We start from the raw sequence: 16872 nt of genomic DNA, 5'->3' as shown, positions 1-16872 counted from the left end.
CGCGCGGCGGCCCCGGCCACGCCCAATGACCAGGGCCCCTCCCGGCTGCCGGGTCGGCCCCCACCCGGAGAGACCGACCGCCCCGTGCTGCCGCAACCCCGTCCTGCCGTCCGCCGCCTGCTGACCGCCGCCGCCCTGCTCGTCCTCGCCGCTCCGCTGGCCGCCTGCGGCAGCGACACCGGAACCTCCGGTGACGCCAAGGCCGCGACCGTCGGCGGCAACCAGCCGCCGTCCACCGCACAGACCAGCAGCGCACCGCCCAAGCCGTCCAAGGTGCTGATGCCCACCGGCCCGGCCGCGCAGCTGTCCAAGGTCCGCGACACCGCCGCCGGACCGATCATGATGACCACCCTGGCCGGCGCCAAGTCCGGCGTCAGCGGCAAGGTGTGGGTCTGGCTGCCGCCGCAGTACAACGACCCGAAGTACGCCAAGACCGGCTTCCCGGTGCTCACCCTGTACGCGGGCGGGCAGAGCGCCGGCTACAACACCTGGACCGACAACCAGCTGCCGATCCAGGAGATCGACCAGCAGATGGCCTCGCAGGGCAAGGCCCACCCGTTCATCATGATCATGCCGGTGCAGAACCTGGACTCCAACGAGTCCAAGGCCCTGGAGTGCGCCGACATCCCCGGCCAGCCGAAGATCGGCACCTGGATGTCCGAGGACATCCCCGACTTCGTCCGCGCCAACTTCCGCACCGTCAAGGGCCGCGACGGCTGGGCCGTGATGGGCGCCTCCACCGGAGCGTTCTGCAGCGCCAAGCTCGCCCTCCAGCACCCCGACGTCTTCAAGGCCGCGGTGCCGATCGACGGCTACTGGAACCCGGACTCGCCGCTGTGGAAGGGCCACGAGCAGGAACGCCAGGCCAACAGCCCCGACAAGCTGATCGCCGAGGGCGCCGCCGACGTGCGGATGCTGGCCACCGCGGGCGGCGCCAACCCGTACGAGACCAAGATCGTCAAGAACTGGGTCGAGAAGGCCAAGGCCCCCACCACCGTCGAGTACTACGAGCAGCCCGGCGGCAAGCACCTCACCTCCGACTTCAAGAAGATGATCCCGCACACCCTGGAATGGCTGACCGCCAACACCGCCGGACCGGAGTCCGACTGACCGTCCCGAGCGTGCAGAAAGCGCCCCGGAAACGCGCTGACCTGCACATCAATCGGTCGTTCATTCGACCCTGATGCACTGCTCCCACCCTGGAACCCGTGGACCGGAGAACTGGACCGGGGCGCCGCAACCGCGGCCCCCGCTCCGGCCAGCCCCAGCCAGCCGTGAAGAGAGCGCCATGTCCCGCCACCTGCTGCCCGTCGGCCCCATGACCGTTCCCGCCCCGCGCGAGGAGATCCCCGTCGCGCCGGTGGTCGAAACCATCCCGTTCGCCGGGCTGCGCCTGGTGCACGCCGCCGTCCGCCGCGACCTCGCCCGGATCCCGCAGGCCCTGCGACTGCTCCAGCCCGACGACCACGAGGGCGCACTCGCCCTCAAGCGGCACTGGGACTTCGTGACCGCCATGGTCACCTGCCACCATGAGCAGCAGGACGCCCGGCTGTGGCCGCTGCTGCGCCGCTTCGCGCCCGAACTCCGGCTGCTGCTCAACTGGTTGGAGTCCGACCACCACAACCTCGACCAGTGCTTCACCCGCACCACCACCCTGGTCGGCATCGCCACCCGCGACCCCGCCAGCTCCTGGCCGGTCTCCTACGCGGTGGAGGAACTCGCCGCCCGGGTGGAGACCCACCTGCGGATCGAGGAGCGCCAGCTGCTGCCGCGGATGGCCGACGTCTTCCAGCCCGGCTCCCGGATCGGCACCCTGCCCGAACTGCTCGACCTGCTGCGCCTCGCCGAGGGGCCGTCCGCGTCCGACGCGCTGGTCTGGCTGCTCGAAGGCGTCGACCCGATCCAGGTCGACCGCCTGCTGGCGGACTGCGACGACGAGATCGCCCGCCACTGGCCGCACTGGCGCGACACCTACGCCCGCTGCACCGACCGCCTGTGGGGGCCGGCGGGGCAGTGACACCCGCGCCCTGACACCTGCGCCCGGACGCGCCCGCGCCCTGACCGTCGAGCCCTGACGCCCGCGCCCGGACGCCCGAGCCTTGACACCTGCGCCGTGGATGTCCCGGCGGGACTCATGTCCCGTCGGGACATTTTCGGGAGTAGGGTGAGCGCATGAGCAGCACCGAGCAGCCGCAGGCCGTGGTCCCGCAGCAGGCCCCGGCCGCGCCCGGGCGGCGCGACCGCAAGGCCCGCCGCACCCGCGAGGCGATGGCCGACGCCGCGCTGCGCCTCACCCTGGAACACGGCCTCGCCGCCCTCGCCGTCGAGCAGGTCACCGACGCCGCCGACGTCTCCCGGCGCACCTTCAGCCGCTACTTCCCGTCCCGCGAGGACGCCGTCCTCGACTCGCTGCGCGCCGACTTCGCCCGGATCAACGAGCGCCTCGCCGCCCGGCCCGCCGCCGAGACCCCGGTCGCCGCCTACCGCGCCGCCGTCGCCGCCTGGCTGCACGACGGCGACCACCCGGCCTGGCACCGCCGCCCCGGCATGCGCGCGCTGTTCGCGCTGATCGACGAGGAGCCCGCGCTGACCGCCGCCTACCGGCGGATCGCCGTCGCCGAGGAGGAGCGGTCGATCCGGCTGGTCGCCGCCCGGCTCGGCCTGCACCCCGAGACCGACCTGCGGCCCGCCGTCGCCGTCGGCCTCGGCGTCGCCGCCCTGCACGCCGCCACCCGCACCTGGGTGCGCGACCCGGCGGGCGACCTGCCCGCCCTGATCGACCGTGCCTTCGACCTGGCCGCGGCCGAACCCCCACGCTGACCGACCCGTCAGACACCCGCACCTCCCGCACCACCCGCGCCCGCCCCGGGCCGCGGCGCACGAAAGGACCAACCACCCATGACCGCACAGGAGTTCACCGGCCGCACCGCTCTCGTCACCGGCGCCGCCTCCGGCATCGGCCTGGCCGTCGCCACCCTGCTCGCCGAGCGCGGCGCGCAGGTCGCCGTCGCCGACTGGAACCTGGACGGCGCCCGGGAGGCCGCCGCCGCCCTCGTGAAGACGGGTGCCAAGGCGCTCGCCGTGCAGGTCGACGTCACCGACCCGGCGTCCGTCGAGGCCGCCGTCCGCGCCACCGTGCAGGGCCTCGGCCCGCTCTCGCTGGCCGTCAACAACGCCGGCATCGGCGGCGCGATCGCCCCCACCGGCGCGTACGAGCCGGAGGACTGGCGGCGGGTGCTCGCCACCAACCTGGACGGCGTCTTCTACTCGATGCGCTACGAACTGCCGGAGATCCTCGCAGCGGGCGGCGGCGCGATCGTCAACATGGCTTCCATCCTGGGCACCAACGGCTTCGCCGGCTCGCCCGCGTACGTCGCCGCCAAGCACGGCGTGGTCGGCCTGACCAAGACCGCCGCGATCGAGTACGCCCCGCAGGGCGTCCGGGTCAACGCGGTCGGCCCCGGCTTCATCGACACCCCGCTGCTGAAGGACACCGACCCGGCCGCGCGCGACCTGCTGATCTCGCTGCACCCCGCCGGGCGCCTCGGCCGCGCCGAGGAGGTCGCCGAACTCACCACGTTCCTGCTCTCCGACCGGGCGTCCTACGTCACCGGCAGCTACCACCTGGTCGACGGCGGCTACTCCGCCCGCTGACCGGCCGCCGAACACGCCGGGACACCAGGACGCTTCGCGAGAGAGGGCAACGAGTCATGAAGGCAGTCCAGTACCGCACCGTCGGCGGCCACCCCGAGGTGGTCACCGTCCCCGACCCCGAACCAGGCCCCGGGCAGGTCCTGCTGAAGGTCACCGCCGCCGGTGTCTGCCACTCCGACATCGCCGTGATGAGCTGGCCCGCCGACCGGCTGCCGTTCCCGCTGCCGCTGACCCTCGGCCACGAGGGCGTCGGCACGATCGCCGCGCTCGGCGCGGGCGTCACCGGGTTCACCGAGGGCGAGTCGGTCGCCGTGTACGGCCCGTGGGGCTGCGGCAGCTGCGCCAAGTGCGCCGAAGGCAAGGAGAACTACTGCCTGCGGGCGCGCGAGCTGGGCATCATGCCGCCCGGCCTCGGCGCGCCCGGAGCGCTCGCCGAGTACCTGCTGGTCGACGACCCGCGGCACCTGGTCCCGCTCGGCGACCTCGACCCGGTGCTCGCCGTGCCGCTCACCGACGCCGGGCTGACGCCGTACCACGCGATCAAGCGGTCGCTGCCGAAGCTGCTCCCCGGCTCCACGGCCGTGGTGATCGGCACCGGCGGCCTCGGACACGTCGCCGTCCAGCTGCTGCGCGCGATGACCGCGGCCCGGGTGATCGCCCTGGACGTCACCGAGGAGAAGCTCGAACTGGCCCGCGCCGTCGGCGCGCACGAGGCGCTGCTGTCCGACGGCGCGGCCGCCGCGAAGGTCCGCGAACTGACCGCCGGGCTCGGCGCGCAGGCCGTGTTCGACTTCGTCGGCGCGCCGCCCACCACCGCGCTGGCCGGGCAGCTGGTCGCGGTGGAGGGCGACGTCACCATCGTCGGCCTCGGCGGCGGCACGCTGGGCGTCGGCTTCGGCGCGCTGCCCTACGACGTCTGCGTCAGCTCGCCGTACTGGGGCAGCCGCTCCGAGCTGATCGAGGTGCTCGACCTGGCCCGGGCCGGGGCGATCGACGTCCACGTCGAGACGTACGGCATCGACGAGGCGCCGCTCGTGTACGAGCGCCTGCACGCCGGGAAGATCAACGGCCGCGCGGTGATCCTGCCGAACGGCTGACGGCTGACGGCCCGTCGGCGGCGGCCCCTCCCGGCTCCCGGGGGAGGCCGCCGCCGGCGTTCGACCACCTCGACCACCTCGACCACCTCGACCTCCGCGATGTCCGTCGGGTCGGTCGACGCGGCGGCGACACGGCCGTCGATTGTCGGCGGCCCGTCCTACACTCGCGCGCATGGAGACCTACATCGCCTTCCTGCGGGCGGTCAACGTCGGCGGCCGCACCGTGAAGATGGACCGGCTGCGGGAGCTGTTCGCCGGCTTCGGGCTGGAGGGCGTGCGGACGTACATCCAGAGCGGGAACGTGTTCTTCCGCAGTGCGGAGACCGACCGGGCCGCGCTGACGGCGCGGATCGAGGCCGGGCTGGCGGAGGGTCTGGGCTATCCGGTGCCGGTGATGCTGCGGACGGTCGAGGAGGTGGAGGCGCTGGTCGCGCTCGACCCGTTCGCGGGCGTCGAGGTGACCGAGGACGTCCGGCTGTGCGTGCTGTTCCTGTCCGAGCCGCTGCCGCCGGAGGTCGTGCTGCCGGTCGCCTCGCCGAAGGGCGACTGGGAGATGATCGGCGCGAGCGGGGGCGCGGCGTTCGTGGTGATGCACCTCCGCAACGGCCGGCTGAACGGGAACCCGGCCACCGCCTTCCCCAAGTCCTATCGGGGGCAGGCGACTTCGCGGTTCTTCCACACCACCGCGAAGATCGCCGCCGCTGCCCGCAAGGGCTGACCGGCGGTCAGTGCGGGAACGCCCGGGCGGGGCGCAGCCGGGGCAGTTCCTCGCGGAAGTCGGCGATGGCGGAGGCGATCTGCCGGGTCTGCGTGGTGCCCTCCAGCCGGTCGAGGTAGAGGTTGCGGGCGGCGAGGGCCTCGACCGTGACGCCGAAGTACATCGTCATCAGCGGGTTGACGAACGGTTCGCTGCTGGGCACCCGTTCGGCGAGCCCGACATCGCCGAACTCGCCGCGCAGCGCCGCCGAGACCGACCCCTGCACGATGCTCGGCCGTTCCGGCTCGGCGGCCCGGGCCCGGGCGACGGCGTCTAGGTACAGCACGGCCTCGGGGGTGTCGGCGGGCAGCGAGAACGCGCCGAGGTAGCCGCCGTCGCGTTGCAGGGCGGCCAGGTTCTCCAGCACCAGGGCGTGGCTGACGCCGTGGTGGGCGTCGACGCCGAAGCCCAGACAGGCCACCAGCCGGGTGGGGACGGACCGTAGCCCCGCGACGGCGGCCAGCGAGGCCATGTCCTCCTCCGGCGTGCCGAGCCCGGCCTCGTCGCCGCGCAGCAGGATGTCGGTGCCGCCGTCGACCAGCAGGATCGCGTCGACGTCGAGCCGGCGCACCAGATTCCGGTACGCGGCCCGCAGCGGCTTCACCTCGGTCGAGGCGAACGCCCAGACGGTGTCCGGCTGTTGGTGCTCGCGCAGCCACCGCGCCAACTCCCGCTCCGGGAACTTCGACTCGGCGGAGCGGGTGTCGGGCGTGATCCGGGCCAGCTGCGGCGCCTCCCACACGGCGGCGTCCAGACCGTAGTGGTGGGTGAACGCCAGGTTCGCCAGGTGCACTTCGCGCCCGGCGGCGCGCAGGGCGAGGGCGAGCGGCAGCCCCGCGTAGACGTCGTGACCGCCGCCCGCGCCGGCGATCAGGATCCGCTCGGCAGCCAGTAGGCGGGTGAGCAGGGGCGGCTGGAACAGGCTGGTGGTCACCGGGCGGACGGTAACAGGGTCGGTCGCGGGCGGGCGTCGGGACGGTCGCGGGTGGGGCCCGGGGCGGTCAACTTCCGTACTGGGCAAGCAACTCCTGGGCGTCGGCGAGGTCCTCGGGGGTGGGGGCGTCGTCCTGGGTGAGGCGGTGTCGCCAGTAGCCGGTGAAGTGGACGTTCGGGCGGGGGAGGCGGCGGTCGGCCAGCAGGTGGCGGCGCAGTGCGCGGACGGTGCCGGCCTCGCCGGCCAGCCAGGCGTGCGAGAGGTCGGCGGGCAGGTCGGCGGCGAGGACGGCGGCCAGCAGGCGTTCGCCGGGCGCGGCGTCCTCGCGGTCGATCCAGTGGGCGGTCAACTCGCCGAAGCCGAGCAGTGGTTGGCGCTCCTCGGGCCCGGCGGTCTCGATCCAGGCGTGGGCCCGGGCGCCGGCCGGCAGGGCCTCCACGAAGGTGGCCAGCGCGGGCAGCGCCGACTCGTCGCAGGCGAACAGCAGGGGCCGGCCGCCGTCGAGCGGGAACGGGCGGGCGAACTCGGGGGAGGGGCCGAACATCGCCAGCTCCCGGCCGGGCCGGGCGCGGGCCGCCCAGTCGGCGGCGGGGCCGGTGCCGTGCAGGACGAAGTCGACGTCCACGGTGTGCAGTTCGGCGTCGTGGGCGCGGATCGTGAAGGACCGCATCCACGGGCGACGGTGCTCGGGGACGGCGTGGCAGGCCCGGTACCAGTCCATCAGGTCCTGCCCCGGCGCGGCCGCGGGCAGTTCGGGGCGGTCCTGGCCGGGGCGCGGGAAGTACAGCTTCACCTGCTGGTCGGGCCCGGCCAGGGCGAACTCGCCGGGCGGCAGCGCGAAGCTCACCCGGGCGGTGCGCGGGGTGGGGCGACGGACGGCGGTGACAGTCAGTCGGCGGATCGGCAGCTCGGGCATGGCGTACTCCGGTCGGGAGGAGGAGGTGGTCCGACCCAGCTTTCCGGGGCCCGCTCACAGCACGCTGTCAGCGGGCTGTCACCACCCGACCCCGGCCCCGCAGCCCGGCCGCCCCGTCGTCCGGCCCGGGCGCTCAGCGCTCAGCGCCCGGCGCTCAGTGCGAGAGCACGTCCTTCAGCGCGTCCTCGGTGCGGCCGATCACCGTGTACCCGTCGTCGGCGGTGATGATCGGACGCTGGATCAGCACCGGGTGGGCGGCCATCGCCTCCACCCAGCGGGCCCGGTCGGCGTCCTCGCGCCCCCAGGTCCGCAGGCCCAGCTCCTTGGCGACCGACTCGTCCAGCCGGGCCACGTCCCACGGCTCCAGGCCGAGGCGGCCCAGCACCTCGGTCAGTTCGGCGGCCGTCGGCGGCTCCTCCAGGTAGCGGCGCACCGTGTACTGCGCGCCCGCCGCGTCGAGTTCGCCCAGGGCGGTGCGGCACTTGCTGCACCGCGGGTTGATCCAGATCTCCATGGCCGGCCAGCCTACCCACCGCCCGCGCGGCCCGGCCGTCCGGCGGGAACCCGGGCGTGCCGCCCGGCCGTTGCGGCAATCGACAGGCAGTGACACGCAACGACAAGCAACGACAAGCAGTGACAAGCAACGACAGGCAATCGACAGGCAACCGACCAGCCACCGGCGGGCACCGGCCCGCCCAACAGGGGAGCCACCGCATGGATGTCGCCACGATCGTCAACGAGCTGCTGGGGCCGGAGGGCCGCCGCGATCCGTACCCGCTGTACGAGCAACTGCGCGCGTTCGGTCCGGTCGTGCAGACCGACGAGTTCATGGTCGCGGTCACCGGCCACGAGGAGGTCGACGAGATCCTGCGCGCGCCCGCGTTCGGCGTCATCGACCCGGCCCTGCGCGCCCAGTTCGAGCCCGACTACTTCGACCACCCGGGCAAGACCCTGCTCGGGGAGTCGATCCTGGAGCGCAACGCGCCCGACCACGCCCGGATGCGCTCGCTGATCTCCTCGGTCTTCACCGCCCGCCGGGTCGCCGCCCTGGCCCCGGCCGTCACCGCCGCCGTCGACGGGCTGCTCGACGAACTCGCCGACCACGGCGACGCCCCGCTGGACTTCCTGGACGCCTTCGCGTTCCGGCTGCCGATCGGCGTGATCTGCGAACTGCTCGGCGTCCCGGACGAGGACCGGCACCTGTTCCGCCCGCTGGCCGCCGACCTCACCGTCACCCTGGAGGCCCTGGTCGAGGACGACGAGCTCGCCGCCTCCGACCTGGCCGCCGTCGAACTCTCCCGCTACTTCTCCGAGTTGGCCGCCCGCCGACGCGCCGACCCGAAGGACGACCTGGTCAGCGCGCTGGTCGCGACCGCCGACGCCGACCCGCAGCGGCTCTCCGACACCGAGCTGATCGCCAACTTGTCCCTGCTGCTGGTCGCCGGTTTCGAGACCACCGGCAACCTGCTCGGCAACGCCCTCGCGCTGCTCTTCGAGCACCCCGACGTCGCCGACCGGCTGCGCGACGGCACCCTCGACCCGTCCGCCCTGGTGGACGAGGTGCTGCGGTTCGACTCGCCGGTCCAGCTGACCTCCCGGGTGGCGCTCACCGACGGCCTCGCCGTCGCGGGCCGACCCGTTCCGCGCAACACCGGCGTCCTGCTGCTGATCGGCGCCGCCAACCGCGACCCGCGGCGCTTCACCGACCCCGGACGCTTCGACCCGGACCGCCGCGACGGCCAGCCGCTCAGCTTCGGCGGCGGCCCGCACTACTGCCTCGGCGCCCAGCTCGCCCGCCTGGAGGCCACCGCCGCGCTGCCCGCCCTGCTGCGCCGGTTCCCCGCGCTGGCCCCCGCCGGGCCGGCCGACCGCCGCGAACGGCTGGTGCTCCGCGGCTACCGCACCCTGCCGGTCACCCTCGGGTCCGAAAGGTGACAGCGGGTGTGACGGAGGGGGTGACGGAGGTCACCGAACTGGCTGAAATATGCTCGAACCGGGCCGAACGGCCCAAGCGGTAGGGACCTTGGCAAGGGGTGGTCCCGACCGATGGCACGGGACGATGGAGGGGACACGCACCCGCACCCGCACCGGGCGCCCGCCGAGGAGGTCAGCATGCCCGCGCCCACCGTCGCACCCGACCGCGTCGCCCCCGACGAGGCGGCCCCCGGCCAGCACGGCCGACAGGCCACCGCGCGCTGGGAGGCCGCGATGGCCGAGGCGCTGCGCACCCCGACCTGGGTGCGCGGCCTGCCGATCCTGCTGCTGGTCGCCGACCTGGCGCTGGAGGAGTCGGTGCCGCGCTCGGTCGCGGCCGGGTTCCTGCTGACGGTGCTGCCGGTGGTCGTCGCGTTCAGCGGCGGTCCGGCCCTGGTGGCCTGTGTCACCGCTCTCACCGTCGGCCTGCAGGCGCTGCTCGCCACCCGGGCCGGGCACTTCCAGGAGCAGCACCACCTGTGGACGTACCTGGCCACCGTGCTGTCCGGCGTCATGGGCGCCGGCCTGGCCCGGCAGCGCCGCCGCCAGGCCTGCGCCCTGGTGCGGATGCAGGCCGTCGCCGACACGCTCCAGCACACCGTGCTGCACCCCGTCCCCGCCCGGGTCGGGGGCCTGCGGGCGGCCGGGCTGTACCGGCCGGCGGAGGCGGACGTCGGCATCGGCGGCGACCTGTACGACGTGTGCGAGACCCGGCACGGCACCCGGATCCTGCTGGGCGACGTGCGCGGCAAGGGCCTGGAGGCGGTGCGCACCGTCGCCGACGTGATCGGGGCGTTCCGGATCGCCGCCCACGAGACCGCCGACCTCGCCGAACTCGCCGCCCAACTCGACCGCCAGGTGCGGCGGGCGGCCGAGCAGCGCGGCGACGGCGAACTCTTCGTCACGGCCGTGCTGCTCCAGCACGACCGGCTCACCGGCCGGTTCGAGGTGATCAACCGCGGCCACCTCGCGCCGCTGGTGGTCGCCCCGGGCACGGCCGCCGCCGTCCGCTGTGCCGAGGACCTCCCGCTCGGCCTCGGCCACCTCGGCTGCGGCCCGGCCCCGGAGCCCACGGCCGTCGAACTGCCGCCCGGACACAGCCTGCTGCTGCACACCGACGGCGTCACCGAGGCCCGGGACGGCGACGGCGAGTTCTACCCGCTGGCGGCCCGGCTCGGCACGCTGCCGATCACCGACCCGGACACCCTGGTCGCCTTCCTCGACCAGGACGTCCGCCGCCACGCCGGCACCCTTACCGACGACGTCGCGGTGCTGGCCCTGCGGGCGGGCTGAGCGGGGCGACGGATCACGTCGAGCCGTTGATCACCGAGTTCTGGATCGCGCCGACCCCGAGGTCGTGGTCGGCCAGCACCTGGTCGTAGGTGCCGTCGGTGATCAGCCGGTTCATCGCCCGCATCAGCACGTCGCGCAGCGCCGCGTCCTCCTTGCGCACCGCGATGCCGAACGGCCGGGGCTGGATCTGCGGGCCGCCGATCTGGAAGGTGGCGCCGTTGTCGACGGTCTGCGCCGCGTACTTGGCCTTCGGGTAGTCGGTGACGAATGCGTCCGCCGCGCCCTTGAGCTTCTCCAGCGCCGCGGTGTCGGTGTCGGTCTGGACCACCTTCAGCGGCTTCCCCTCGTGCTCGCACACCTTCACCTGGCGCTGTACCAGGTCGTCGTGCGTGGTGCCCTTCTTGACCACCGCCGTGTGACCGCACAGGTGGTCGATGTCGCTGATGTTCTGCGGGTTGCCCTTGTCGACGGCGATGCCGATGCCGGCCATGAAGTAGTCGACGAAGTCCACGCCCGGGCCGGTCGGCTTGCCGTCCTTGTCGAGGCCCTCCTCACGCTCGCGGGTGTCGGTGATGCCGGACATCGCGATGTCGTACTTGTGGCTCAGCAGGCCCGGCAGGACGTTCGCGAACGGCCCGGCGTCCTGGAGTTCGAGCCGGACGCCGAGCACCGCGCCCAGCTTCTCCGCCAGGTGCGGGTCCAGCCCGTCCGGCTCGTTGCGGTCGTTGCGGTAGACCACCGGCGCGGCGGTGAACGAGGCGCCCACCGTCAGCACCCCCGCCTTGCGCACCGATTCCGGCAGCAGCGCGTGCAGGTCCACCTGCTTCTCGTGGGAGCCCCCGATGCCGCAGCCGCCCAGCAGCAGCGCCCCGCCGATGACGGCGACGAGCGCGGTGCGCCCCCGCCCGGTCGTGTGTGCCATGGTCGTCGTCTCTCCCCGTGGTCAACGGCGGAACACACGACGGCCCGGGGCTCCGGACGGCATGAAGGCATGCCGGAAGGAGGCATGCCAAATACCGAGGGAAATCCCCTCGGCCGGCCGCCGTTCCGGCTAGATCATGGGCGACTATAGCCAGCATGGGCACGCGGACCCAGAGGGCCCCGGGAAAAGGCGTTCATGTCACCCGTTCTGACGCCCGATCAGCCCCGGTCCGGGCCGGTTCGTCCAGGTCGGAGGCCGGGTGAGTGGTTCGGACGCGTTCCAGGGCGCGCCCGGCGGATTCGGCCGGACGCGCGCTACGACCAGCCCGGGTCGGTGAACCTCGGCAGGGTGTCCGGGCTCCCGTCCGCGCCGGTGGGCAGCGGGCTCGGGGCGGGCCCGAACGGCTCGGTGGCGCCCGGGTCCTTCACCCGTGCGGTGGCGACGACCGTCACGTTGCCGGGCACGCCGATGCCGACCGTCACGCCCGTCCCGTCCGGGGTGCGCGCGCCCACCAGGTCCGCCGAGTTCTCGGTCAGCGTCCAGCCGCGGCCGGTCCAGTACGCTCGGACCTGCTCCAGCAGCCGCGGCCGGTTGGCCTCCGCGACCTTGGTCAGCACGTAGCGGCGCAGCGTCAACTGCGCGGTGCCGTCGTTGTCCCGGCGGGCGTTCTCGTGCGGCACCGCCCGGAGCGCGTCGTCGGCGAACCGGACGGCGGGGGTCAGCGCCGAGGTGGTGCCGTCCACCAGCTCCTGGAGCTGCGCCCGGGCCCGGTCCGCGGCCGGCGCCGAGGCGTCCGCCGCCGCGCCGGAGGAGCCGCAGCCCGCCAGCAGCGGAGCCAACAGCAGCGCCGCGACGGCCGCCCGCCGTCCCATCCGGCGTCCCATCGGGCCTACACCGACCAGAACGGGTCGTGCCGGCGCGGCATGGTGTCCATCACGCCGTCCGGGCCGAGCGGGACGGTGGAGTCGCCGCCGAACGGGTACGAGGTGCCGCTCGGCGGCACGTCCTGGACCCGCGCCAGCAGCGTCGCGTTGCCCGGGACGCCGATCCTCAACTCCAGTGTCCCGAGCGGGGATTCGGCCCGCAGCACGGGCATCACCGGGTCGTTCTCGCCGTCCACCTGCCAGCCGCGGGCCTGCCAGGCGCGGCCCAGCTGGGCGAGCAGCTCCGGGTAGCGGCCGGCCGACAGCCGGGTCATCAGGTAGCGCCGCTTCTCCAGGTGCGCGGTGCCGTCCGGCTCCCGGGTGTACGGGTGCTCGTGCTCCACCGCCACGTACGGGCCGTCCGCCCAGTCGGCGGGCGGGTCCAGCGCCGCCGGGGCGGAGTCCAGCAGCTCGTCCACCGCGGCCTTCGCGGCCAGCAGGGCGGTCGACGGGTGGGGTGCCGCGAAGTCGTTCATCGCCGGTCCTGTCCGATCACCCGGTCACCGTGACCGGAGACGATCATGCCCATGTTGCGCAGCGAGTGGCCGTCCCGGCCGTCGCCCTGATTCCAGTAGTCCGAGTGCGACTGGAAGCCCCTCGGGCCGTCCGCCACGTCGAAGCGCTGCGCGCCGAACTCGGAACTCGCCGGGTCCTGCCCGAACCAGAGCTCGTGCGGGTCGCCGTGCCCGGCAATCTTGTCACCGATGAAGCCGCCGAGCGCCGCCCCGGGTATGCCGCCGAGCAGGCCGCCGATGCCCGCGCCGATGCCGATGCCCTTCGCCTCCGCGTGGCTCGGCAGGTGCGACACCGGGTCGTGCTCGGCCGCGCCCACCCACACGTGCGAACCGTCCACGCCCAGCTGCGAGGCCTTCTGCGCGCCGGTGCCGGGGGAGCCCACCAGGATGATGTCGTCCGCCGGTATGCCGCCGGGACGCTGCGCCGCCTGGCCGACGGTGAACGAGCCGTAGCTGTGGCCGAGCGCCGTCAGGTGCGCCGGCCGGCCCTCGTGCGAGGCACGCAGGCCCTGCAGGAAGCCCTGGTACGACTCGCCGCCCTGCTTGGCGCGGTCGTCGCCGGCCACCGCCAGCGCGTCCGCGCTGATCCCCTTGGCCTGCGGGGTGTCGTAGCCCAGCCAGGCGATCGAGGCGGTCTTGCGGGACGGGTCGGTGTCGTGCGCGGCCTGCCACAGGTCGCGGGCCCGGTTGGCGTCGCCGCCGCCCATGTTCTTGACCTCGGTGTTCAGCCCCGGCACGTACGCCACCACGTCGTCGGCGGTGTCCGGGTTGCCGTACGCGATCGCGGCCCGGCCCTGGCCCTGGTCGCCGATCACCATCAGGTACGCGGGCGGCTGCTTGCCCTGGTCGTCCTGCAGCCGGTGCTGGATCGAGCGGAAGCCTTCCAGCTTCTTCTTGTCCCAGTCCGACAGGTTCTGCCGGGACGACAGCTGATCGACCAGCCGGTCGAGGTTGATCCGGTTGGCCTGGTCGCGGGCCGGTGTCGGGATGCCGTCGCGGTTGCCGATCCGGTCCGGGTGCGAGGCGATCAGGCGCTGCTGCTCGTCCGCCGGCAGCGACTTCCACCAGGAGTTCACCTCGGTCGGCGAGGCGTTCTGGTCCGGCATGCCGGCCAGCACCAGGTCCTCGCTGCCGGTGAAGGCCTTCAGCAGCGTGCTGTTGAGCCGCATCGCGGCGGTGCCCGGGTCGAGGCCGGCGCCGGTGCGGGCGTCGGTGGTGTACTGGCGCAGCCGATCCGCCGTCACCTGGTCGGCGTGCGCGGCCTTGGCCAGCGCCTCGCCGATCCGGTCGCGCAGGTCGGTGCCCTGCCGGGCGCGGTCCGGGGCGTCCGGGTCGTGCCGCTCGGCGGCGCTCGGCGGCGGCCAGGAGATCCCGCCGTCGTCGGAGACCTGGAAGCCGCCGGCCTGCGCCTCCTGCAACGCCCTGCGCAGGTCCGCCTGGGCCAGCACGAAGGCCTCCGCGCCCTCCCGCAGGACGGGCGCGATCCGGGTCAACTCCAGCTGTGCGGCGGCGAGTTTGCCGCTCGTCCGGGACAGCGACTGGCGGGCGTTGTCGGCCGCGACGCCGGTCCACCCGGAGTTCCGCACCCGGTCGTCGACCCCGGACCGCCACTGCTGGGCGTCGTCGGAGACGGCGTCGGCGAGGGCCTGGTACGCGTCGGCGGCGCCGAACAGCCGCTGCGGGTCCGCGTCGCGGAGCGTGGGGATGTCCATGGTCACCGCCCGCCGGCCGAGGCGACGATGGTGCCCGCGGCCTGCTCGGCGTTGCGGTAGTTGGCGGCGGTCTGCCGGAGCTTCCCGCCCTGCTGGTCCAGCTCCGCGGACAGCCGGTCGAGCATCGACTTCCACGCGGTGGTGCAGGCGTCCAGCTCGCTGCCGGTCTGCCAACCGCGCAGCCCGCCCTCCGCGTTGTCCGACGGGCCGAGCACCCGGGAGGTCGCGTCCGGCAGCCGCTCGGCGACGACCGTCGCGGTCTGCCCCGCCCCGTCCAGCTCGTCCGGTTCCACCTGGAACCCGCCGCCACTGCCGCCTGGGCCCACGTCGCGCACGCCATCCCCCAACACCGGTGTCGGTCCGACCACTTGAGCGGGTCATGCTAGCGAACCCCGGCCCCCGAACCCAGGGGCGTTCACCACATCCACCCGACCTGCGCCCGTCACCCTACTTGGTGTTCTCTTTGGCTGAGCTTTGCCGGATCCGGTGAACCGCCGCCCCCGTGCCGGTGTCGCGCAGGGGCGACCGGCCGTCACGCGACCGGCACGGCCTCCGGGGCGGTCGGCGCGGGCTGCCGGACGGTCGTGCGGCGCAGCAGGACGGCGACCAGCACGGCGGTGACGGCGAGGGCCGCCGAGCCGCAGCGCAGGGCGAGGTGGAGGGCGTCGACGAAGGCGGTGTCGACAGCGGCCTGGACGGGTGCCGGGGTGGGTGCGGCGGCCGGGCCGGCGCCGTGGCCGGTGAGGGCGGAGACCGCGTGCGGGACGCCGTCGGCGGGCACGCCGAGGCGCGGCAGGGCGGTGGTCAGCGAGTCGGTCAGCCGGTTGGTGAGGACCGCGCCGAGGACCGCGATGCCGAGCACGCCGCCGAGTTCGCGCAGCGTGTTGATGGTGGCCGAGGCCATGCCGGTCTGCGCCGGACTGACCCGCTGGAGCACCGCGATCGACACCGGCGTGAACGTCAGGCCCATGCCGAAGCCGAGCACCACCAGCGTCCACACGTACGACCAGTAGTGCGCGTGCCCGCCGTACAGCGACAGCCCGCCGAGGCCCGCCGCGCACAGTGCCATGCCCAGCACCAGCGGCAGGCGTACTCCGTGACGGGAGGTCAGGCGTCCGGACAGCGGCGCGGCCAGCATGATCACGGCCGTCATCGGCAGCCCCGCGTACCCGGCGTCGGTGGGGGCCCAGCGCATCACGCCCTGGAGCATCAGCGGCAGGAAGAACAGTGCGCCGAACATCCCGAAACTGACCATCAGCCCGCTCAGCAGCGCCCCCGCGAGCACCCGGTCGCGGAACAGCCGCAGCTCCAACATCGGCTCCGCCGCCCGCAGTTCGGCCAGCACGAAGACGCCCAGCAGGACGACCGCGGCCGCCCCGCAGGCCAGTACCACCGGGTCCGTCCAGCCGCGGCCGGGGCCCTCGATCAGGCCGTAGACCAGCGCGCCGAGACCGGCCGCGGACAGCGCCAGACCCGTCAGGTCGATCCGACGCTCGCGCGGCGCGATCACCGGCAGCACCCGGAAGGTGAGCACCAGGGCGAGCAGCCCGACCGGGACGTTGATCCAGAACACGCTGGCCCAGCCGAACGCGTCCACCATCGGGCCGCCGATCACCGGCCCGATCGACAGGCCGAGCGCCGAGACCCCCGACCACAGGCCGATGGCCCGGGCCCGCTCCTTCTCGTCCGTGAACACCTGCCGCAGGATCGCCAGGCTGCCCGGCGTCAGCAGCGCCGCGCCGACGCCCTGCAGCATCCGGGCGGCGACCAGCAGCCCGATGTCGCCGGCCAGCGCGGCGGCCGCCGAGCCCGCGGTGAACAGCGCCAGCCCGAGCCGGAACACCCGCGTCCGGCCGTACCGGTCGCCGAGCGTGCCGCCGGTGAGCAGCAGCGCCGCGTACACCAGGCTGTAGCCCTCGGCGACCCACTGCAGGCCGCTGATGCCCGCGTCGAGGTCCCGGCCGATCCGGGGGAGGGCGATGTTGACGATGACGTTGTCCAGCATCGCCATGAACATCGTGACGCAGAGCGTGGCGAGCGCCTGCCACTTGTGGCGCGAACCGACCGAACCATCCACCGGGAACGTCCCCCTCCTGGGTACACCGCATCACCCCTAACGGTGTTAGGGGCTGCTTGAGCCCTCAGGATGGCCCTAACGGTGTTAGATTGCAAGCG

17 protein-coding genes are annotated in these 16872 nt (G+C 74.0%); 8 read left to right on the top strand and 9 right to left on the bottom strand.

Annotation, left to right across the window (positions count from 1 at the left end):
- Window positions 1-84: 84 nt before the first annotated feature.
- The 6 genes from AMK19_RS15315 to AMK19_RS15290 all read left to right on the top strand — a co-directional run bounded on the left by AMK19_RS15315 (window position 85) and on the right by AMK19_RS15290 (window position 5469).
- Window positions 85-1110 carry an alpha/beta hydrolase gene (locus tag AMK19_RS15315; RefSeq protein ID WP_073811998.1) on the top strand — a complete coding sequence of 342 codons (1026 nt, stop codon included), beginning with the start codon at window positions 85-87 and terminating at the stop codon, window positions 1108-1110.
- Between the two features lie 178 nt (window positions 1111-1288).
- Entirely contained in the window at window positions 1289-2017 is a 729-nt protein-coding gene (locus AMK19_RS15310) for a hemerythrin domain-containing protein (RefSeq protein WP_073811996.1), read from the top strand.
- Between the two features lie 155 nt (window positions 2018-2172).
- Window positions 2173-2820, top strand: coding sequence for an acyl-CoA-like ligand-binding transcription factor (locus AMK19_RS15305; RefSeq protein WP_073811995.1), 648 nt, complete (start codon window positions 2173-2175; stop codon window positions 2818-2820).
- Between the two features lie 78 nt (window positions 2821-2898).
- Window positions 2899-3654, top strand: coding sequence for an SDR family NAD(P)-dependent oxidoreductase (locus AMK19_RS15300; protein WP_073811993.1), 756 nt, complete (start codon window positions 2899-2901; stop codon window positions 3652-3654).
- Window positions 3655-3710: 56 nt separating this feature from the next.
- Window positions 3711-4751 carry an NAD(P)-dependent alcohol dehydrogenase gene (locus AMK19_RS15295; RefSeq protein ID WP_073811991.1) on the top strand — a complete coding sequence of 347 codons (1041 nt, stop codon included), beginning with the start codon at window positions 3711-3713 and terminating at the stop codon, window positions 4749-4751.
- 172 nt (window positions 4752-4923) lie between these two features.
- Window positions 4924-5469 (top strand): DUF1697 domain-containing protein, encoded by a 546-nt coding sequence (locus AMK19_RS15290; protein WP_073811990.1) that lies wholly within the window; start codon window positions 4924-4926, stop codon window positions 5467-5469.
- 7 nt (window positions 5470-5476) lie between these two features.
- Here AMK19_RS15290 and AMK19_RS15285 read toward each other — a convergent pair whose 3' ends face one another.
- The 3 genes from AMK19_RS15285 to AMK19_RS15275 form a co-directional block, all read right to left on the bottom strand.
- Complete coding sequence (locus tag AMK19_RS15285; protein WP_073811988.1) at window positions 5477-6442, bottom strand: DUF1152 domain-containing protein; 966 nt, start codon at window positions 6440-6442, stop codon at window positions 5477-5479.
- A gap of 67 nt (window positions 6443-6509) precedes the next feature.
- Window positions 6510-7358 carry a siderophore-interacting protein gene (locus AMK19_RS15280; protein WP_073811987.1) on the bottom strand — a complete coding sequence of 283 codons (849 nt, stop codon included), beginning with the start codon at window positions 7356-7358 and terminating at the stop codon, window positions 6510-6512.
- A gap of 154 nt (window positions 7359-7512) precedes the next feature.
- Complete coding sequence (locus tag AMK19_RS15275) at window positions 7513-7872, bottom strand: arsenate reductase family protein (protein WP_073811985.1); 360 nt, start codon at window positions 7870-7872, stop codon at window positions 7513-7515.
- 200 nt (window positions 7873-8072) lie between these two features.
- Between AMK19_RS15275 and AMK19_RS15270 the strand changes: the two genes are divergently transcribed.
- Together AMK19_RS15270 and AMK19_RS15265 are read left to right on the top strand one after the other, a co-directional pair.
- On the top strand, window positions 8073-9293 hold the full coding sequence (locus tag AMK19_RS15270) for a cytochrome P450 (RefSeq protein ID WP_073811984.1): 1221 nt from the start codon (window positions 8073-8075) through the stop codon (window positions 9291-9293).
- A 177-nt stretch (window positions 9294-9470) separates the two neighbouring features.
- Window positions 9471-10625 carry a PP2C family protein-serine/threonine phosphatase gene (locus AMK19_RS15265; protein WP_073811982.1) on the top strand — a complete coding sequence of 385 codons (1155 nt, stop codon included), beginning with the start codon at window positions 9471-9473 and terminating at the stop codon, window positions 10623-10625.
- A gap of 13 nt (window positions 10626-10638) precedes the next feature.
- Here the strand turns inward: AMK19_RS15265 and AMK19_RS15260 are convergent, their stop codons facing one another.
- From AMK19_RS15260 to AMK19_RS15235, 6 genes are all read right to left on the bottom strand, one after another.
- On the bottom strand, window positions 10639-11547 hold the full coding sequence (locus AMK19_RS15260) for an ABC transporter substrate-binding protein (RefSeq protein ID WP_073811979.1): 909 nt from the start codon (window positions 11545-11547) through the stop codon (window positions 10639-10641).
- A 314-nt stretch (window positions 11548-11861) separates the two neighbouring features.
- Window positions 11862-12431 carry a hypothetical protein gene (locus AMK19_RS15255; protein WP_143200225.1) on the bottom strand — a complete coding sequence of 190 codons (570 nt, stop codon included), beginning with the start codon at window positions 12429-12431 and terminating at the stop codon, window positions 11862-11864.
- 5 nt (window positions 12432-12436) lie between these two features.
- Window positions 12437-12946 (bottom strand): hypothetical protein, encoded by a 510-nt coding sequence (locus AMK19_RS15250; RefSeq protein ID WP_073811974.1) that lies wholly within the window; start codon window positions 12944-12946, stop codon window positions 12437-12439.
- Complete coding sequence (locus tag AMK19_RS15245) at window positions 12943-14697, bottom strand: alpha/beta hydrolase (RefSeq protein ID WP_073811972.1); 1755 nt, start codon at window positions 14695-14697, stop codon at window positions 12943-12945. The genes AMK19_RS15250 and AMK19_RS15245 overlap by 4 nt, the downstream gene beginning before the upstream one ends.
- A gap of 2 nt (window positions 14698-14699) precedes the next feature.
- On the bottom strand, window positions 14700-14990 hold the full coding sequence (locus AMK19_RS15240) for a type VII secretion target (protein ID WP_073811970.1): 291 nt from the start codon (window positions 14988-14990) through the stop codon (window positions 14700-14702).
- A 239-nt stretch (window positions 14991-15229) separates the two neighbouring features.
- Window positions 15230-16774, bottom strand: a complete 1545-nt coding sequence (locus tag AMK19_RS15235) for an MFS transporter (protein WP_073811967.1) — start codon at window positions 16772-16774, stop codon at window positions 15230-15232.
- Between the last annotated feature and the right edge of the window lie 98 nt (window positions 16775-16872).

Origin of the sequence: Kitasatospora sp. CB01950 (assembly GCF_001905465.1) — a bacterium.
Classification (GTDB): Bacteria; Actinomycetota; Actinomycetes; order Streptomycetales; family Streptomycetaceae; genus Kitasatospora.
The sequence above is the reverse complement of the archived record's forward strand: the minus strand, read 5'-3'. Positions and strand labels throughout refer to the sequence as shown.

Bases quoted from the DNA above. Each gene is read 5' to 3' on its own strand.
- AMK19_RS15275 (WP_073811985.1), bottom strand. From the start codon at position 7,872: ATGGAGATCTGGATCAACCCGCGGTGCAGCAAGTGCCGCACCGCCCTG.
- AMK19_RS15255 (WP_143200225.1), bottom strand. From the start codon at position 12,431: ATGGGACGCCGGATGGGACGGCGGGCGGCCGTCGCGGCGCTGCTGTTG.
- AMK19_RS15270 (WP_073811984.1), top strand. From the start codon at position 8,073: ATGGATGTCGCCACGATCGTCAACGAGCTGCTGGGGCCGGAGGGCCGC.
- AMK19_RS15260 (WP_073811979.1), bottom strand. From the start codon at position 11,547: ATGGCACACACGACCGGGCGGGGGCGCACCGCGCTCGTCGCCGTCATC.
- AMK19_RS15280 (WP_073811987.1), bottom strand. From the start codon at position 7,358: ATGCCCGAGCTGCCGATCCGCCGACTGACTGTCACCGCCGTCCGTCGC.
- AMK19_RS15310 (WP_073811996.1), top strand. From the start codon at position 1,289: ATGTCCCGCCACCTGCTGCCCGTCGGCCCCATGACCGTTCCCGCCCCG.
- AMK19_RS15300 (WP_073811993.1), top strand. From the start codon at position 2,899: ATGACCGCACAGGAGTTCACCGGCCGCACCGCTCTCGTCACCGGCGCC.
- AMK19_RS15245 (WP_073811972.1), bottom strand. From the start codon at position 14,697: ATGGACATCCCCACGCTCCGCGACGCGGACCCGCAGCGGCTGTTCGGC.
- AMK19_RS15295 (WP_073811991.1), top strand. From the start codon at position 3,711: ATGAAGGCAGTCCAGTACCGCACCGTCGGCGGCCACCCCGAGGTGGTC.
- AMK19_RS15305 (WP_073811995.1), top strand. From the start codon at position 2,173: ATGAGCAGCACCGAGCAGCCGCAGGCCGTGGTCCCGCAGCAGGCCCCG.
- AMK19_RS15265 (WP_073811982.1), top strand. From the start codon at position 9,471: ATGCCCGCGCCCACCGTCGCACCCGACCGCGTCGCCCCCGACGAGGCG.
- AMK19_RS15290 (WP_073811990.1), top strand. From the start codon at position 4,924: ATGGAGACCTACATCGCCTTCCTGCGGGCGGTCAACGTCGGCGGCCGC.
- AMK19_RS15250 (WP_073811974.1), bottom strand. From the start codon at position 12,946: ATGAACGACTTCGCGGCACCCCACCCGTCGACCGCCCTGCTGGCCGCG.